This is a genomic window from Comamonas trifloxystrobinivorans, from assembly GCF_043359985.1.
GTDB classification, from domain to species: domain Bacteria; phylum Pseudomonadota; class Gammaproteobacteria; order Burkholderiales; family Burkholderiaceae_C; genus Comamonas; species Comamonas trifloxystrobinivorans.
The window spans coordinates 1-15,255 of record NZ_JBHZGV010000027.1 but is presented as its reverse complement, the minus strand read 5'-3'; the positions used below and the strand labels follow the sequence as shown (position 1 = coordinate 15,255).

Below are 15,255 nucleotides of genomic sequence, written 5' to 3'. Positions count from 1 at the left end.
GACCCCGCCATGAGTACCAACGAAGTCGTGCGCGAAGCGCAATCCGCCGAAAACTACAACCCGCTGGCCAAACAAAAGGCTGCGGCCAAGCTGGCCCGCATCCCGGTCAAGGTGCAGCAAGCCGAGGTACTCAAAAAGCCCGAGTGGATCCGCGTCAAAGCCGGCAGCCCCACCACGCGCTTCTACGAAATCAAGGACATCCTGCGCGAGAACAAGCTGCACACCGTGTGCGAAGAAGCCAGCTGCCCCAACATCGGCGAATGCTTTGGCAAGGGCACGGCCACCTTCATGATCATGGGCGACAAGTGCACGCGCCGCTGCCCGTTCTGCGATGTGGGCCACGGCCGCCCTGACCCGCTCGACAAAGACGAGCCGCTCAACCTCGCCAAAACCATTGCCCAGCTGCGCCTGAAATACGTGGTGATCACCAGCGTGGACCGCGACGACCTGCGCGACGGCGGCTCGGGCCACTTTGTCGAGTGCATCAAGAACATTCGCGAACTCTCGCCCAGCACGCAAATTGAAATTCTGGTGCCCGATTTCCGCGGCCGCGACGACCGCGCGCTCGAGATTTTGAAAGCCGCGCCACCCGACGTGATGAACCACAACCTGGAAACCGCGCCGCGCCTGTACAAAGAAGCGCGCCCCGGCTCGGATTACCAGTTCAGCCTGAACCTGCTGAAAAAGTTCAAAGAACTGCACCCCAACGTGCCCACCAAGAGCGGCATCATGGTGGGCCTGGGCGAGACGGACGAAGAGATTTTGCAAGTCATGCGCGACATGCGCGCCCACAACATCGACATGCTCACCATCGGCCAATACCTGGCCCCGAGCAACAGCCACCTGCCGGTGCGCCGCTACGTGCACCCCGACACCTTCAAGATGTTCGAAGAAGAGGCCTACAAAATGGGCTTCACGCACGCCGCCGTGGGTGCCATGGTGCGCTCGAGCTACCACGCCGACCAGCAGGCGCATGCGGCTGGGGTGTAAGCCCGTCCCATTCGAGCTGGTAAGCTGAGAAAACCGCTGCCCTTTGCAGCGGTTTTTTTATGGCTCCAGCCCGCTTCAATAGCACTGCAAGATCACCTGCACCCGTTCAAAGCGGCGGGCTTGCAAATCGTCGCGGCGAATCCAGACATAGACCTGTCCGCTGTCGCCCCAGGCAAGACCGCTTTTTTCATCGCTGCCGATTTGCGCCAGCAGCAGCCATTGGCAGGCTGTGTCACGAATACCTTGCAGATCGGGGTTCCGATACGCGTCGGAATTGCCGCAATAGTGCCCGGCGGCGACCAGAGCGGCCCTCACTTGCATATCTTGCTGAACAGGCGTGGGCCAACCTCCGACATGATGACAAGCCCAGTCCTCCCCACCCTCGGTGGAGCTCAGCTCTGCGTCATCCATCCACCAGTCATAAAACGCATCGGCCACCTCCTCGGGCAGCCCCAACTCCTGGAATTCAGCAGTGTGTGCCGGCAAAGGCGTCATACAAGCGAAGGGCTCGCACGCCGTGGCATGAATGCGGTAGTAAGCGGGCAAATCCAACAAGGGCTGCGGCATGCTCAGGCGCGTCAAGGTCTGCGTTTCATGGAATTGAATGGCGTAGCCCACGTTTTCCTGCGGATCGTAGCCCCAGGGCTGTTGCACACAGTCATAGAAGATGGATATCAGGCCGCTGCGCGGCAGATCCTCATCCACCGGGCCAGCCGCCCAGATGTCGGCCAAATTGATCTGCGCCAGAAAACCCAGAGGAAAAGGGTTCTCGATACTGTGGACGCGCTGGCGAGCCTCTTCGCGATACTGCTCACACTCCTCTGCACTTTTGGCCCACTTCAGTTCCGAATCCGCGGTTGCGGCACTGCGTCGATGCGACTCGCTGAGTTTTGCCGCGTTGGGGTAAGCCGAGCGATGTGGCCAGCTGCTGCCGGGTGGCAAATCCGGGCAGCCACCGATCTTGGTCGTTCCCACGGTGATCTCACTGTCATCAGCGACCAGATCGGTTCGCAGCCAGACCGCAGGTCTGGCACGCTGGCTCAGTTGCTCAGCAAAATGCGGATCAATTCCTGCCTCGGTCAAGGCGGCATGGATCTCTGCAGCATCATTGAATTGCATGATTGCCTTTCTCAGCGTGAACGCACGATCATGACAGAAGTCCAAGTAGCACCGCCTTGACTCAATCTCCTGCCACGACAGAATCCAAGACATGCATACCGTTCCCTTACACCACCAAGGCTTGGAGCTGCGCCTTTGGCAACCCTGCGATGCCAGCGCATTGGTAGAAGCCGCGCAGGAGTCGATCGATACAGTGGGCCGCTGGATGGACGACTGATGCACGCCGGCCTTCAATAACGACAGCGCCACAAATTGGTCTGCCCATTGCAAGATGCATGCAGACATGGGCATGGCCTACGAGTTTGGCCTCTTCTGCGCAGAAAGTGGCCGCTTGCTCGGCGGCGCCGGGCTCAACCGCATCGACACCGTCAACCGGCTATGCAACTTGGGCTATTGGGTGCGGCAGTCGGCGCAGCGCCAAGGCGTAGCGGCGCGCTGCGTGCAAGCCCTGCCGACACACGCATTTTCTGCGCTGGGCATGCAGCGTGTGGAGATCGTGGTGGCAGTGGGCAATACCGCCAGTGCAGCCGTGGCGCACAAAGCCGGCGCGAAATTGGAATGCGTAGCGCGCAACCGGCTGCAGTTGAATGGCCAAGCGGTGGCGGCGCAAGTGTTTTCCTTGGTGCCACCAACTATGGCAGCCGGGCTGAAGGCCGTATCTCCGCCGCCAGCTCAATAACGATCAGGCCAGGTCGCCTGCTTCCAGCATCTGCGCCGGGTCTTCTGACTCGATCACCTGCTGCGCCCAGGCAGCAAGCTCGCTGGTGTCGGCGCGCAGCACTTCTTGTTTGATGGCCAGGATCTGCGCGGGCTGCATCGAGAAGCTGCGCAGGCCCAGGCCCAGCAGCAGTTTGGTGAGGCTGACGTCGCCCGCCATTTCGCCGCAGACGCAGACTTCTTTGCCGGCCGCTTTGGTAGCCTGGATGACTTCGGCGATCAGGCGCAGCACGGCCGGGTGCAGCGGGTCGTAGAGCTGGGCCACGGCTTCGTCGGCGCGGTCGATGGCCAGGGTGTACTGAATCAGGTCGTTGGTGCCGATGGAGACAAAGTCGAAATACTTGAGGAAGGTACGCACGCTGAGCGCAGCGGCGGGTATTTCGATCATGGCTCCGAGCTTGACGTGGCCTTGCGGTATGCCGCGCTCGCGCAGCTCTTGCGAGGCTTGCTCGACCAGGGCCAGCGTCTGCTTGATCTCGCTGACATGCGCCAGCATGGGGAACAAGAGCTGTACCGGGCCGTGCGCAGCAGCGCGCAAGATGGCACGCAATTGGGTGCGGAACATGTCCGGGTCGGCCAAGCTGAAGCGGATGGCACGCAGGCCGAGCGCCGGGTTGAGGTAATAGTCTTTGGGCTGGGCTTTGTCGAGCGGTTTGTCGGCGCCCACGTCCAGGGTACGGATGGTGACGGGCATGCCTTGCATGCCTTCGAGCGCCTCGCGGTAAGCTTGGTATTGCTCTTCTTCACCGGGCAGTTTGCCGCCGCGGCCCATGAAAAGAAATTCGGTGCGGAACAGGCCCACGCCCACGGCGCCGGCTTTGACTGCGCTGGGGCCATCGCCCGGTTGCTCGATGTTGGCGAGCAGCTCGATGCGCTCGCCATCGAGCGTGACGGAAGGCGTATCGCGCAGGCGCGACAAACGCTCGCGCTCCAAGCGGATCTGGCGCTGCTTGAAGCGGTATTCCTCCAGCAAGATCGGCGAAGGGTCAACGATGACTTCGCCCGCATCGCCGTCGATGATGACCCAGTCGTCGGCCCGAATCAGGTGGCTGGCCGTACGCGCGCCCACCACGGCCGGAATGTCCATGCTGCGCGCCACGATGGCGGTGTGGCTGGTTTTGCCACCCACGGCGGTGACGAAGCCGGCAAACACGCTTTGCTTGAACTGCAGCATGTCGGCGGGCGAGAGGTCGTTGGCGATCAGCACCATCGGCACATCGCGGCTGCCTTCCACCCAGTCTTGCTGGCCGTCGTTCAAGTCGCAAGCCGCGCCGCCACTGGTGGGCGCAGCCACCGGGCTGGAGACGCCGCGCATGTGGCGCAAGATGCGCTCTACCACCTGCTGCAAGTCGCCTTTGCGCTCGCGCAGGTACTCGTCGTCCATTTCATCGAACTGGCGGCACAACTGCTCGAGCTGCGCGGTGAGTGCCCATTCGGCGTTGTACAGGCGTTCAGTGATCAGTTGGCGCACACCGGCGGCCAGCATGTCGTCTTGCGCCAGCATCAAGTGCACATCGAGCAGCGGAGCCAGCTCTTGCGGCGCATCCACGCCCAGGTCGCCACGCAGGCGCTGCAACTCTTCGATCACCGCCATGCGGCCAGCGCGTACGCGGTCGATCTCTCGGTCGATCTGCTCGGCCTCGATCAGGTAATGGGTGACATCGAGATGGCTGGACGCTGCCATGACGGCACGCCCAATGGCAATGCCGCGGGCCACTGCAATTCCGTGGATGGCAAATGTCATGCGGGATTTCCTCTCTGTAGCGCGGCAGTCGGCAAGCCTGCGCGGCAATGCCCTCGTTTATACGCCCGCCAGGCACCGTTTCGGCAAGAGAAGAGAAAAAATGCTGGGAATGGCGGCCTCAGGGCTTGCTCAGCCTGTTGCCTGCCAGACTACGCCACGCGGGCGCAGCGCCGTGATGGGCTTTCGCCACCGAGCAGGCTTTATTCGCCTTCGCCGAATTTGTCGTTGATCAGGGCCAGCAGCGCGTCCATGGCTTGTTGCTCGTCGGCGCCATCGGTCTCGATCGAGATCTCGGTGCCGATGCCGGCGGCCAGCATCATTACGCCCATGATGCTTTTGGCATTGACGCGGCGCTCGCCACGGGTGATCCAGACTTCGCAGGCGAAGCTGCCCGCCAGCTTGGTGAGCTTGGCCGAAGCGCGGGCATGCAGACCCAGTTTATTGCTGATGGTGACGTTGGTCGTGATCATGGACTCGGGTATTTTGGTTTTGCGGCGTGGTCTGTGTGACCTGCATGATGCCTTGGCTGCCCCCCGCAATGGCGCGGGCGACAACGCTGTCTAAATCTTCCTGGCGGTAGCAAATGGCGCGCAGCAGCATGGGCAGGTTCACGCCCGCGACTAGGCGGGTGTTGGCACGCTGCCTGGCCAGCTCTTGCGCAATATTGTGGGGGGTGGCGCCGAACACGTCGCTCAGCACCAGTACGGGGTTGCTGCCGCTCGCTTGCAGCAAGGCCTGGGCCTCGGCCAGAGCGCTCACCGGATCGGCGCTGGCCACGATGTCGAGCGCCTGCACGTGTTCGCCGCTGTCGGGGAACACGTGCGCAGCACACTGCGCCAGCGCTTGGGCCAGCGGTGCGTGGGCGATCAACAAAATCCGGGTACTCATGTCTCAGGTGTCAGATATAGAAAATCAGCAGCAGTCTTGAAATTGATGCAATGCAGCAATTACCCAGTGTAGCCTTTTATGCGGCAGCGCAGCATTGGTATTGTTGCTTAGCCGCCCTGCAGTATGTACCAGACAGACAAGCGGTAGCTTGTCAGCGCAACTGCAGGCCTTGCACAAAGGTATCACGCGCAGCAAGCGGCACAGGTTGACGCGGTGATAACACCATGGCCTGGTAGACACGGGCGCTACCGCCTTCCAAGCGCACCCACCAGCGCGCGTCGGCCACTACGGGTGCGCCTTGCGCATCACGCCCCTGCCACTGCACCTGTACGGCCTGCGGTAACTCCAACGCGCCTTGCAGCACAAAAGGGCTGCCTGCAGGAGCTGCTTCTGGCATTTGCAATTGTTTTTGCAGCGCCTGCTGCCAGCGCGTGAGCATGGCGGGTGCTTCTTGCGGCTGTGCCAGCAAGACGTGCGAGACCGCCCAGGTCGCCCCGTCAGCCTGGCAGCCCACCATGGACAATTGTTGTTTGCCCGCGCCCCAATCCACATCGCGTACCGCATGATCGGGCTTGCAGGGCAGCATCAGCGTCAGCGGTGCATCAGCCAGCGCGATGCTGCGCCAATTGAGCGCAGGGCTGCAGGCAGTCAGCAAGCCCAGCAGGGCCAAAAAAAGAGAGCAAGAGCGCATGGCGGCATTATCACCACGGGCTGGCGGCGGCCACTGTCGCGCCCGGTGTGTTGGCCTCCGCATGCACCTGCGCTCTCAATACCAGAGCTGGCATGCCCGTTGGCCTTTGGTTGGGCATATTTCAAGCCAAGTGAGCCCAACGCGCGCTAAAAACCACGCTGCCAAGCCAGTTCGCCACGATGCGCATAATGGCGGTTGCGCGAACTTTTTGACGCATTTCGCACTCCATACCACCTATGGTCACCAAATCTTCCACCACCTTGATCGCCGGTATCGCCATTGCAGCTGCAGTGGGCGTAGGTGCCTACGTGTACTACGGCACCGGCCAGGCGGCTGCGCCCGAGAGCCAGTTTGTGCTGCTCAACGGCAGCACCAAGACCACGGCAGACCTGAAGGGCAAGGTCACCCTGGTCAACTTCTGGGCGACCAGCTGCACCACCTGCGTGGCGGAAATGCCCGAGATCATCAAAACCTACGACAAGTACAAAAACCAGGGCTACGACACCCTGGCCGTGGCCATGAGCTACGACCCGCCGAGCTATGTGGTGAACTTCGCCGAATCGCGCAAGCTGCCTTTCCAGGTGGCGCTCGACAACACCGGCAAGATCGCCAAGGACTGGGGCGACATCCAGCTCACGCCCACCACCTTCATCGTCAACAAGCAGGGCAAGATCGTCAAGAGCTATGTGGGCGCACCCGATTTCGCCGAACTGCACAAGCTGATCGAAAAACTCCTGGCAGAAGCGTGATCCGGCACAAGCATTACCGAATACCGCCTTGTACAGGCGGTTTTTTCATGGCGACGCCACGCAGGTGTGGCGCTACACTGGGCTTTTCATCTTTACCTGCCCAGGCTGTGGACCGCCCAGAGATAACGCTTATCCATCCCACCACCCCCGAAGAGCTGGCCGCAACGCGCGAGATTTTTCAGGAATACGCAGACAGCCTGAACATCGATTTGGAGTTTCAGGGCTTTGCCGAAGAGCTCAGCGACTTGCCCGGGGAATACGCAGCGCCCCGCGGCGATCTGGTGCTGGCTCTGGTGGAAGGTGCTGTTGCCGGCTGCTGCGCACTGCGCCCCATCGATGATGTGGATTACGCCAACGCCTGCGAGATGAAGCGCCTGTACGTGCGCAAAGCCTTCCGCGGCTTTGGCCTGGGCCGCCAGCTGGTAGACCACACCTTGCAAAGCGCCGCCCAACTGGGCTACGACTGCATCTTGCTCGACACGCTGGACAGCATGGAATCAGCCCGCGCGCTGTACGCCGACTTCGGCTTTGAAGAGATTCCGCCCTACTACCACAACCCGATTGCGGGCACGCACTACCTCAAGGCCGATATCCGGCTGTAAAGCAGCACAGGCGCCGTACTGCGCGGATCAGAGCCTGGACACCCACCACATCACGCCAGCGCATACCAGGGCCAAAACCAAAGCCAGCAAGCGCGTGCCAGCGGTGTCTTTGGAGGCCGGCGGCGAGAGCTTGGCGGGCAATTGCTTGTCGCCCAGCAGCATCGGGGTGACGATGGTTTTCTTCAGCCGCACGATGTAGAACACGATGGCCGCGATGTGCAGCCCGATCAGACCCAGCAACACCCACTGGCCAATATGCGCATGGTAGTTGGTGGCTTGGGCCGCGGTGGCGCCAGAGACAAAGCGCGAAAGAGGCCCGGCAAAAGCGATCTCGTCGTCGCTCAGCAGGCCAGAGAGCACCTGCAGCGCCAAAAACACCAACATGGTCAGCACCGCCCAAGCACCTGTGGGGCTGTGGCCAATCTCGTCACGCACCTCTGGCTTGCCGCTCACATAGCGCAGCACCCGCCCCGGCGCCAAGCCCAGTTGGCCAAAGCGCGACCAGTAACCTCCCAACACGCCCCAGAGCAGCCGAAAAAGCAGCAAGGCGCCAATCGCATAACCGCAACGCTGGTGCCACAGCATGGCGTTGCCACCGATCTTGACGCTGACAAATGCACCCACAAAGCACAGCACCAGCAGCCAATGGAACAAGCGCGTCGGCAGATCCCAGACGCGGACAGGAGTCAAAGCAGGCAGAGAGTTGGCGGTCATGGTCTTCCAAAGCGGGATGTGCTACAAAGCGGACGTGCTCAGCCATTGTTAGCCGAAACCGGCAAACAAGGCAAACGCCTGCACCGCCCAAGCGCTGGCGATGCGCACACCGCAAACGCACCCACAAAGGACGACCCACGATGAAAAAACAATTCCTGCTCGCCGCCCTGGCCTGCGCTGCTGCGCTGACGGGTTTCAGCACCAGCGCCTCGGCCCAGTTCGCCAAGGCCGAAGACGCCATCAAATACCGCCAGTCCAGCCTGTTCCTGCTGGGCCAGCACTTTGGCCGTGTCGGTGCCATGGCCAACGGCAAGGTGCCGTTCGATGCCAAGGTGGCCGAGCAAAATGCCGACATCGTTGCCCAGATGGCCAAGCTGCCCTGGGCCGGCTTTGAGGCAGCGCACGAAGGCGGCAAGGCCAAGCCCGAAGTGTGGAAAGAACAAGCCAAGTTCAAAGAGCTGGCCACCAAGCTGGAAACCGAAACCGGCAAGCTGGCCGCCGCCGCCAAGACCGGCGATCTTGACAAGCTCAAAGCCGCCTTCGGCCCGGCTGCCGCCACCTGCAAGGCCTGCCACGACGATTTCCGCAATCGTTGATAAGGGCCTCGGCGCTCTTTGGGTACCGGGCCGGTATTCAAACAGCGTCATTTGACAGCGCAGCGGGCGCAGGAACTCACAGCCCAAATGGTGAGATGGCCCCGTAGGCTAGGCGTCCGAGGCGCAGACATTACTTTGGTAAGGCTAGGCTCGGCAACAACGCATACGGGGCCATATCGCCACCTCAAAACGAAGACTCCATGTGCAAGCGCTGCAACTGGCTTCGTCATAGCACTCGCCCACAGCTAGTACCCAGAATACAAAAAGCACGCCGAAGCGTGCTTTTTTCATGCCTTCGGCTTTATGCCTTGGCTTGCTTGAGCATGGTGTCGGCGTCGCTCACTTCGAACTTGCCGGGGCCTTCGATGTTCAGCGTCACCACCTTGCCGTCCTTGACCAGGGCGGAATAGCGGTTGCTGCGCAGGCCCAAGCCCTTGCCGTTCAGGTCCAGCGTCAGGCCGGTGGCCTTGGCGAACACGGCATCGCCGTCACCAATCATGCGCACCTTGCCGGCGGTGTTCTGGTCTTTGCCCCAGGCGCCCATCACGAAGGCGTCGTTCACCGACAGGCACCAGATTTCGTCCACGCCAGCGGCCTTGAGCTCAGCAGCCTTGGCCACATAGCCTGGCACGTGCTGGGCCGAGCAGGTGGGCGTGAAAGCGCCCGGCACGGCAAACAGTGCCACGGTCTTGCCAGCGGCTTCCTTGGCCACGTCAAACGCGTTGGGGCCCAGGCTGCAGCCATTGCCTTCGACAGCGACAAACTCGCTCACGGTCACGGATGGCAGCGAATCGCCTACTTTGATCATGGTGTACTCCTTGTAAATTGCCAATCTGGCAGTGGGGCCGCTCGCTTGCGCGCCAAGCGGCCATAAAAAAACGACCCACAGATTGTGGGTCGTTTTTCAAGTTGCGTTGGCAAAAGTCAGAAAAGACTTAAACCAGAGCAGCCTTTTGCACCAAGCGGGTAGCCACCCAGTTCTTGGTCTTGGAGAGCGGACGGCTCTCGACGATCTCGATGGTGTCGCCCATCTTGTACTCGCCATTTTCGTCATGGGCGTGGTACTTGCTGGACTTGATCATGATCTTGTCGTAGATGGGGTGCTTGACGCGGCGTTCTACCAGAACGGTCACGGTCTTGGCACGCTTGTCGCTGACCACCTTGCCAATCAAGGTGCGCTTGAGGGATTTTTTAGCTTCCGTCATGTCGGCTCCTATTACTTGGCGGCTTGCTTTTCAGCAAGAATGGTCTTGGCACGGGCCACGTCGCGGCGGGTAGCCTTGAGCGTAGCGGTGTTACCCAGTTGTTGCGTTGCCTTTTGCATGCGCAGACCGAAATGGGCCTTTTGCAAGGACTTGATTTCGGCTTCCAGGCCAGCAACGTCTTTTTGGCGCAGTTCAGCAGCTTTAGTCATTTCTATCGCTCTCCTGATTAAGCGCCAAGTTGACGGGTAACGAACGTGGTGCGCAGCGGCAGCTTGGCGGCAGCCAGGCGGAACGCTTCACGGGCCAGTTCTTCGGGCACGCCAACGATTTCGAACACCATCTTACCGGGCTGAATTTCAGCCACGTAGTACTCTGGGTTACCCTTACCGTTACCCATACGGACTTCAGCAGGCTTGGTCGAAATTGGCTTGTCGGGGAACACGCGGATCCAGATACGGCCGCCACGCTTGACGTGACGAGAGATTGCACGACGTGCAGCCTCGATCTGGCGAGCCGTCAGGCGGCCGCGGTCCGTGCATTTCAGGCCGAAGTCACCGAACGCAACCGAGTTACCTCGGGTTGCGATACCAGTGTTGCGACCCTTTTGCTCCTTGCGGTATTTGCGGCGAGCAGGTTGCAGCATGTTTATTCTCCTTTACCGTCCGCTGCAGCAGCGGGCGCGTCAGTCTTGCGAACGCGCTTAACGGAATCGGCACCAGCGCCGGCAGGCTTGTCGCTACCGTCAGCAGGGGCCACGTTACCACCAGCGGCACGGCGTGGACCGCGCGATGGACGGTCGCCATTGCGGTTGTCACGACGTGGGCCGCGTGGACGACGCTCATCTTCAGGACGTGGCGTCTCTGCCGCTGGCAGATCGTTACGGCCCAGAGTGTCACCCTTGTACACCCACACCTTGACACCGATGATGCCGTAGGTGGTCTTGGCTTCAGAGAAGCCGTAATCGATGTCAGCACGCAGGGTATGCAGAGGCACGCGGCCTTCGCGGTACCACTCGGTACGTGCAATGTCGATACCGTTCAGACGGCCCGACGACATGATCTTGATACCTTGAGCACCCAGACGCATCGCGTTCTGCATCGCACGCTTCATGGCGCGACGGAACTGGATACGCTTTTCGAGCTGCTGGGTGATCGAGTCAGCGATCAGTTGAGCATCGATTTCAGGCTTGCGCACTTCTTCGATGTTCACTGCCACTGGCACGCCCAGACGGGTAGCGAGTTCCTTCTTCAGGTTCTCGATGTCTTCACCCTTCTTGCCGATCACGACACCAGGACGAGCCGAGTAGATCGTGATACGGGCGTTCTTGGCAGGACGCTCGATCAGAACGCGTGCCACAGCAGCGTTCTTCAGCTTCTCTTTCAGGTACTCACGAACCTTGATGTCTTCGGCCAGCATGCCGGCGAAATCACGGTTGCTTGCGTACCAGCGGCTAGCCCAGTTGCGGCTCACCGCCAGACGGAAGCCGGTAGGATGGATTTTCTGTCCCATATTCTTCCTTTAGGCCTCAGTTACCCACGGTCACATAAATGTGGCAGGTAGGCTTGCTGATGCGGTTGCCGCGGCCCTTGGCGCGAGCGGTAAAACGCTTGAGCGTCGTGCCTTGCTCGACGAAGATGGTCTTGACCTTCAATTCATCGATGTCAGCGCCGTCGTTGTGCTCAGCGTTGGCGATAGCGGACTCGAGCACCTTCTTGACGATCACGGCAGCTTTTTTCTGCGTGAACTCAAGGATGTTCAGAGCTTGGTCAACCTTCTTGCCGCGGATCAGATCCGCAACCAGACGGCCTTTGTCAACCGACAGGCGAACGCCGCGGAGGACTGCACGTGTTTCAGACATGGTCTACTCCTTACTTCTTCGCTTTTTTGTCAGCGGGGTGACCCTTGAAGGTACGAGTCAGTGCGAATTCGCCCAACTTGTGACCCACCATTTGGTCGGTTACGTACACAGGCACGTGTTGCTTGCCGTTGTGCACGGCAATGGTCAGACCGATGAAATCGGGCAGAACCATGGAACGACGCGACCAGGTCTTGACTGGCTTCTTATCCTTGGTGGCGATGGCCTTTTCGACCTTGGCCAGCAAGTGATGGTCAACAAATGGACCCTTCTTGAGAGAACGTGTCATTTGCTACCCCTTACTTCTTGCGACGCGACACAATCATCACTTGTGTGCGCTTGTTGTTACGGGTACGGTAGCCCTTCGTCAGATTGCCCCATGGGTCAACTGCGTGACGGCCTTCACCGGTCTTGCCTTCACCACCACCGTGTGGGTGATCGACAGGGTTCATCACCACACCGCGGACGGTAGGACGAATACCCATCCAACGCTTCACACCGGCCTTACCCAGTTGGCGCAGGCTGTGTTCTTCGTTGGCAACTTCACCAATGGTCGCACGGCACTCGATGTGGATCTTGCGCACTTCGCCCGAACGCATACGCACTTGAGCGTAGACGCCTTCGCGAGCCAGCAAGGTCGCCGAGGTACCAGCGGAACGTGCGATTTGCGCGCCGCCACCGATGTTCAGCTCGATGCAGTGGATGGTCGAACCCACAGGGATGTTGCGGATCGGCAGGGTGTTACCCACGCGGATCGGCGCTTCAGAGCCGCTGATGATGGTTGCGCCCACTTCCAGGTTGCGAGGAGCAATGATGTAACGACGTTCGCCGTCTGCATAGCACACCAGAGCGATGTGAGCGGTACGGTTAGGGTCGTATTCAATGCGCTCGACCTTGGCGGGGATACCGTCCTTGGTGCGCTTGAAGTCCACCACACGGTAGTGGTGCTTGTGACCACCGCCCTTGTGACGGGTAGTAATGTGACCGTTGTTGTTACGACCGGCCTTCTGGAATTGCGATTCCAGCAGGGGTGCGAAACCTTCACCCTTGTGCAGGTGACCACGGGTGACCTTCACCACATGGCGCTGGCCGGGGGACGTTGGTTTGAGCTTGATAACAGCCATGATTAAGCAGCCTCCCCGAGGTTCAGCTCTTGACCGGGCTTCAGGCGCACATAAGCCTTGCGAACGTTGTCGCGGCGGCCAATGGTCTTGCCAAAGCGCTTGGTCTTGCCCTTGGTGTTCACTACGGACACGCCCAGCACTTCGACCTTGAACAGCAGCTCAACAGCGGCCTTGATCTCGGGCTTGGTGGCGTTCTGCAGCACCTTAAACGTCACAGCGTTGGACTTTTCAGCAACCATGGTGGCCTTTTCGGACACGATGGGAGCGACCAACACTTGCATCAGACGACCTTCGTCAAACTTCAGCGTGCTCATGCGAACATCTCCTTGAGTTTGTCGAGAGCGCCCTTGGTGACGAGCACTTTCTTGAATTGCACCAGCGACACTGGGTCAGCGTAGCGTGGCTCGACCACGAACACGTTCTTCAGGTTGCGCGATGCCAGGTACAGGTTTTCGTCCACTTCGTCAGCGATCACCATCACCGAGTCCAGGTTCATGGCCTTGAACTTGTCAGCCAGAGCCTTGGTCTTGGGCGAGTCCACCTTCAGCGAATCAACCACAGCCAGACGGCCTTCGCGGGCCAGCTGCGAGAAGATCGAAGCCATACCGGCGCGGTACATCTTCTTGTTGATCTTCTGCGTGAAGTTTTCTTCAGGCAGATTCGGGAAAATGCGACCACCGCCACGCCACAGAGGCGAGGACGACATACCAGCACGTGCACGACCGGTACCCTTTTGCTTGAAAGGCTTGGCGGTGGTGTGACGGACTTGTTCGCGGTCTTTTTGAGCACGTGTGCCTTGACGGCCATTGGCGCGGTAAGCAACGACGATCTGGTGAATCAGGTCTTCGTTGAAATCACGACCAAACACGGTCTCAGGCGCGTCTACTTGCGACGCTGCCTGACCTTGTTCGTTCAGGAGTTCGAGCTTCATTAGTTCGCTCCTTTAGCGACTGCCTTGACAGCGGGACGCACGGTCACGAAGCCATTCTTCGCGCCAGGGATTGCGCCCTTGATCAGCAGCAGTTGACGGGCTTCGTCGATACGAACCACGTCGAGATTCTGGGTAGTCACGGTTTCATCGCCCATGTGACCGGTCATGCGCTTGCCGGGGAACACGCGACCTGGGTCTTGTGCCATACCGATCGAGCCGGGGACATTGTGCGAACGGCTGTTACCGTGCGAAGCACGCTGCGAGCTGAAGTTGTGACGCTTGATGGTACCGGCGTAGCCCTTACCGATCGAGGTGCCTTGCACGTCGACCTTTTGGCCCACGGCAAAGATGTCTGCCACGGGCAGCGACGCACCAGCGGTGTACTTGCCAGCGGTGTCTGCACCAACGCGGAATTCTTGGGTGATTTCACCGGCTTCCACACCCGCCTTGGCCAGGTGGCCAGCGATGGGCTTGGTCACGCGCGAAGCGCGGCGTTGACCAAAGGTGACCTGCAGGGCCACATAGCCGTCGTTCTCTTGGGTTTTGACCTGGGTCACGCGGTTGTTAGACACATCCACCACGGTGACAGGCACTGCATCGCCGTCATCCGTGAACAGGCGCATCATGCCTACCTTACGGCCCAGCAACCCGAGGGAGTTGCTTTGACTCATTTGTTGCTCCAAAACTTCCGCCACCGAAACTGCAATTGGCTCGGTGTTGCGACCAGCTGGTATGCCGCCCGCACGAAAGAAGGTTGATAAAAACCTCGCATTTACCCTCTATGGGTAGTACGAAGCCATAAATTCTAACGCGAACTTCCCAAATAGGCAAGTTCGCGTCAGAAAGGGCAAGCAACCACAGCTTGCGCTGTGGTTTTCCAGCCTTATTGCAGTTTGATTTCGACGTCCACGCCGGCAGCCAGGTCCAGCTTCATCAGAGCGTCAACGGTCTTGTCGGTAGGATCGACAATGTCCATCAGACGTTGGTGAGTGCGGATTTCCAGCTGGTCACGCGAGGTCTTGTTCACGTGGGGCGAACGCAGAATGTCGAAACGCTTCATGCGGGTCGGCAGGGGCACGGGACCCTTGACGATCGCGCCGGTGCGCTTGGCGGTTTCAACGATTTCGGCAGCCGATTGGTCGATCAGCTTATAGTCAAACGCCTTCAGGCGGATGCGGATTTTTTGCTTGGACATGGAGTTTCCTAGTTCTTTGAAAAAGGATTACGCCAGGATCTTGGCAACCACGCCAGCGCCGACGGTACGACCACCTTCGCGGATAGCGAAGCGCAGACCTTCTTCCATAGCGATAGGAGCGATCAGCTTGACGGT

General features: G+C 60.0%; 24 protein-coding genes and 1 pseudogene. 6 read left to right on the top strand and 19 right to left on the bottom strand.

All coding sequences use genetic code 11. The features are described from left to right. The first annotated feature begins 9 nt into the window (after positions 1–9). Complete coding sequence (gene lipA, locus ACFIQF_RS23125) at positions 10–990, top strand: lipoyl synthase (RefSeq protein ID WP_393946021.1); 981 nt, start codon at positions 10–12, stop codon at positions 988–990. Positions 991–1,065: 75 nt separating this feature from the next. Here the strand turns inward: lipA and ACFIQF_RS23120 are convergent, their stop codons facing one another. Beyond that, positions 1,066–2,109: a YwqG family protein gene (locus tag ACFIQF_RS23120; RefSeq protein ID WP_393946020.1), complete on the bottom strand. Its 1,044-nt coding sequence runs from the start codon at positions 2,107–2,109 to the stop codon at positions 1,066–1,068. A gap of 91 nt (positions 2,110–2,200) precedes the next feature. Here ACFIQF_RS23120 and ACFIQF_RS23115 point away from each other — a divergent pair, with 91 nt between their 5' ends. Both ACFIQF_RS23115 and ACFIQF_RS23110 read left to right on the top strand, forming a co-directional pair. Then, entirely contained in the window at positions 2,201–2,326 is a 126-nt protein-coding gene (locus ACFIQF_RS23115) for a hypothetical protein (protein WP_393946019.1), read from the top strand. 27 nt (positions 2,327–2,353) lie between these two features. After that, positions 2,354–2,788: pseudogene (locus ACFIQF_RS23110) on the top strand (GNAT family N-acetyltransferase); the annotation flags it as partial. Positions 2,789–2,791: 3 nt separating this feature from the next. On the opposite strand, the gene ptsP reads toward ACFIQF_RS23110, so the two are convergent. From ptsP to ACFIQF_RS23090, 4 genes are all read right to left on the bottom strand, one after another. Beyond that, entirely contained in the window at positions 2,792–4,570 is a 1,779-nt protein-coding gene (gene ptsP, locus ACFIQF_RS23105) for a phosphoenolpyruvate--protein phosphotransferase (RefSeq protein ID WP_393946018.1), read from the bottom strand. A 200-nt stretch (positions 4,571–4,770) separates the two neighbouring features. Then, positions 4,771–5,040 carry an HPr family phosphocarrier protein gene (locus ACFIQF_RS23100; protein ID WP_393946016.1) on the bottom strand — a complete coding sequence of 90 codons (270 nt, stop codon included), beginning with the start codon at positions 5,038–5,040 and terminating at the stop codon, positions 4,771–4,773. Continuing rightward, positions 5,009–5,458, bottom strand: coding sequence for a PTS sugar transporter subunit IIA (locus ACFIQF_RS23095; RefSeq protein WP_393946015.1), 450 nt, complete (start codon positions 5,456–5,458; stop codon positions 5,009–5,011). The genes ACFIQF_RS23100 and ACFIQF_RS23095 overlap by 32 nt, the downstream gene beginning before the upstream one ends. A gap of 151 nt (positions 5,459–5,609) precedes the next feature. Then, the gene (locus tag ACFIQF_RS23090; RefSeq protein ID WP_393946014.1) at positions 5,610–6,149 is read right to left on the bottom strand and encodes a hypothetical protein; all 540 of its coding nucleotides are present in this window, start codon (positions 6,147–6,149) and stop codon (positions 5,610–5,612) included. Between the two features lie 236 nt (positions 6,150–6,385). Between ACFIQF_RS23090 and ACFIQF_RS23085 the strand changes: the two genes are divergently transcribed. Continuing rightward, complete coding sequence (locus ACFIQF_RS23085) at positions 6,386–6,898, top strand: TlpA disulfide reductase family protein (protein ID WP_393946013.1); 513 nt, start codon at positions 6,386–6,388, stop codon at positions 6,896–6,898. A gap of 107 nt (positions 6,899–7,005) precedes the next feature. After that, positions 7,006–7,500: a GNAT family N-acetyltransferase gene (locus tag ACFIQF_RS23080; RefSeq protein WP_393946054.1), complete on the top strand. Its 495-nt coding sequence runs from the start codon at positions 7,006–7,008 to the stop codon at positions 7,498–7,500. 27 nt (positions 7,501–7,527) lie between these two features. On the opposite strand, the gene ACFIQF_RS23075 is transcribed toward ACFIQF_RS23080, so the two are convergent. Continuing rightward, a complete protein-coding gene (locus ACFIQF_RS23075; protein WP_393946012.1) occupies positions 7,528–8,214 on the bottom strand; it encodes a cytochrome b/b6 domain-containing protein in 687 nt (228 codons plus the stop codon). Between the two features lie 140 nt (positions 8,215–8,354). On the opposite strand from ACFIQF_RS23075, the gene ACFIQF_RS23070 reads away from it, so the two are divergent. Beyond that, complete coding sequence (locus ACFIQF_RS23070; protein ID WP_393946011.1) at positions 8,355–8,810, top strand: c-type cytochrome; 456 nt, start codon at positions 8,355–8,357, stop codon at positions 8,808–8,810. A gap of 301 nt (positions 8,811–9,111) precedes the next feature. Here ACFIQF_RS23070 and ACFIQF_RS23065 read toward each other — a convergent pair whose 3' ends face one another. The 13 genes from ACFIQF_RS23065 to ACFIQF_RS23005 form a co-directional block, all read right to left on the bottom strand. Then, the gene (locus ACFIQF_RS23065; RefSeq protein WP_393946010.1) at positions 9,112–9,618 is read right to left on the bottom strand and encodes a peroxiredoxin; all 507 of its coding nucleotides are present in this window, start codon (positions 9,616–9,618) and stop codon (positions 9,112–9,114) included. A gap of 127 nt (positions 9,619–9,745) precedes the next feature. Continuing rightward, positions 9,746–10,015 carry a 30S ribosomal protein S17 gene (gene rpsQ, locus ACFIQF_RS23060; protein ID WP_393946009.1) on the bottom strand — a complete coding sequence of 90 codons (270 nt, stop codon included), beginning with the start codon at positions 10,013–10,015 and terminating at the stop codon, positions 9,746–9,748. Between the two features lie 11 nt (positions 10,016–10,026). Beyond that, positions 10,027–10,224: a 50S ribosomal protein L29 gene (rpmC, locus tag ACFIQF_RS23055; RefSeq protein ID WP_184711657.1), complete on the bottom strand. Its 198-nt coding sequence runs from the start codon at positions 10,222–10,224 to the stop codon at positions 10,027–10,029. A gap of 17 nt (positions 10,225–10,241) precedes the next feature. Then, positions 10,242–10,658 carry a 50S ribosomal protein L16 gene (gene rplP / locus ACFIQF_RS23050; RefSeq protein ID WP_184711656.1) on the bottom strand — a complete coding sequence of 139 codons (417 nt, stop codon included), beginning with the start codon at positions 10,656–10,658 and terminating at the stop codon, positions 10,242–10,244. Between the two features lie 2 nt (positions 10,659–10,660). Next, positions 10,661–11,524, bottom strand: coding sequence for a 30S ribosomal protein S3 (gene rpsC / locus ACFIQF_RS23045; RefSeq protein ID WP_393946008.1), 864 nt, complete (start codon positions 11,522–11,524; stop codon positions 10,661–10,663). A 16-nt stretch (positions 11,525–11,540) separates the two neighbouring features. Next, positions 11,541–11,873 carry a 50S ribosomal protein L22 gene (gene rplV, locus ACFIQF_RS23040; protein WP_021025597.1) on the bottom strand — a complete coding sequence of 111 codons (333 nt, stop codon included), beginning with the start codon at positions 11,871–11,873 and terminating at the stop codon, positions 11,541–11,543. A 10-nt stretch (positions 11,874–11,883) separates the two neighbouring features. Then, positions 11,884–12,159 carry a 30S ribosomal protein S19 gene (rpsS, locus tag ACFIQF_RS23035; protein WP_024001800.1) on the bottom strand — a complete coding sequence of 92 codons (276 nt, stop codon included), beginning with the start codon at positions 12,157–12,159 and terminating at the stop codon, positions 11,884–11,886. Between the two features lie 10 nt (positions 12,160–12,169). Beyond that, entirely contained in the window at positions 12,170–12,994 is an 825-nt protein-coding gene (gene rplB, locus ACFIQF_RS23030; RefSeq protein ID WP_393946007.1) for a 50S ribosomal protein L2, read from the bottom strand. 2 nt (positions 12,995–12,996) lie between these two features. After that, positions 12,997–13,308, bottom strand: coding sequence for a 50S ribosomal protein L23 (rplW, locus tag ACFIQF_RS23025; protein ID WP_393946006.1), 312 nt, complete (start codon positions 13,306–13,308; stop codon positions 12,997–12,999). Beyond that, positions 13,305–13,925 carry a 50S ribosomal protein L4 gene (rplD, locus tag ACFIQF_RS23020; protein ID WP_393946005.1) on the bottom strand — a complete coding sequence of 207 codons (621 nt, stop codon included), beginning with the start codon at positions 13,923–13,925 and terminating at the stop codon, positions 13,305–13,307. Before rplD ends, rplW begins: the two co-directional genes overlap by 4 nt. After that, a complete protein-coding gene (gene rplC, locus ACFIQF_RS23015) occupies positions 13,925–14,596 on the bottom strand; it encodes a 50S ribosomal protein L3 (protein ID WP_393946004.1) in 672 nt (223 codons plus the stop codon). The genes rplD and rplC overlap by 1 nt, the downstream gene beginning before the upstream one ends. 212 nt (positions 14,597–14,808) lie before the next feature. Beyond that, on the bottom strand, positions 14,809–15,120 hold the full coding sequence (gene rpsJ / locus ACFIQF_RS23010; RefSeq protein ID WP_021025591.1) for a 30S ribosomal protein S10: 312 nt from the start codon (positions 15,118–15,120) through the stop codon (positions 14,809–14,811). Positions 15,121–15,147: 27 nt separating this feature from the next. Further along, a partial coding sequence (locus ACFIQF_RS23005; RefSeq protein ID WP_489672292.1) for an EF-Tu C-terminal domain-related protein occupies positions 15,148–15,255 on the bottom strand: 108 nt, incomplete at its 5' end.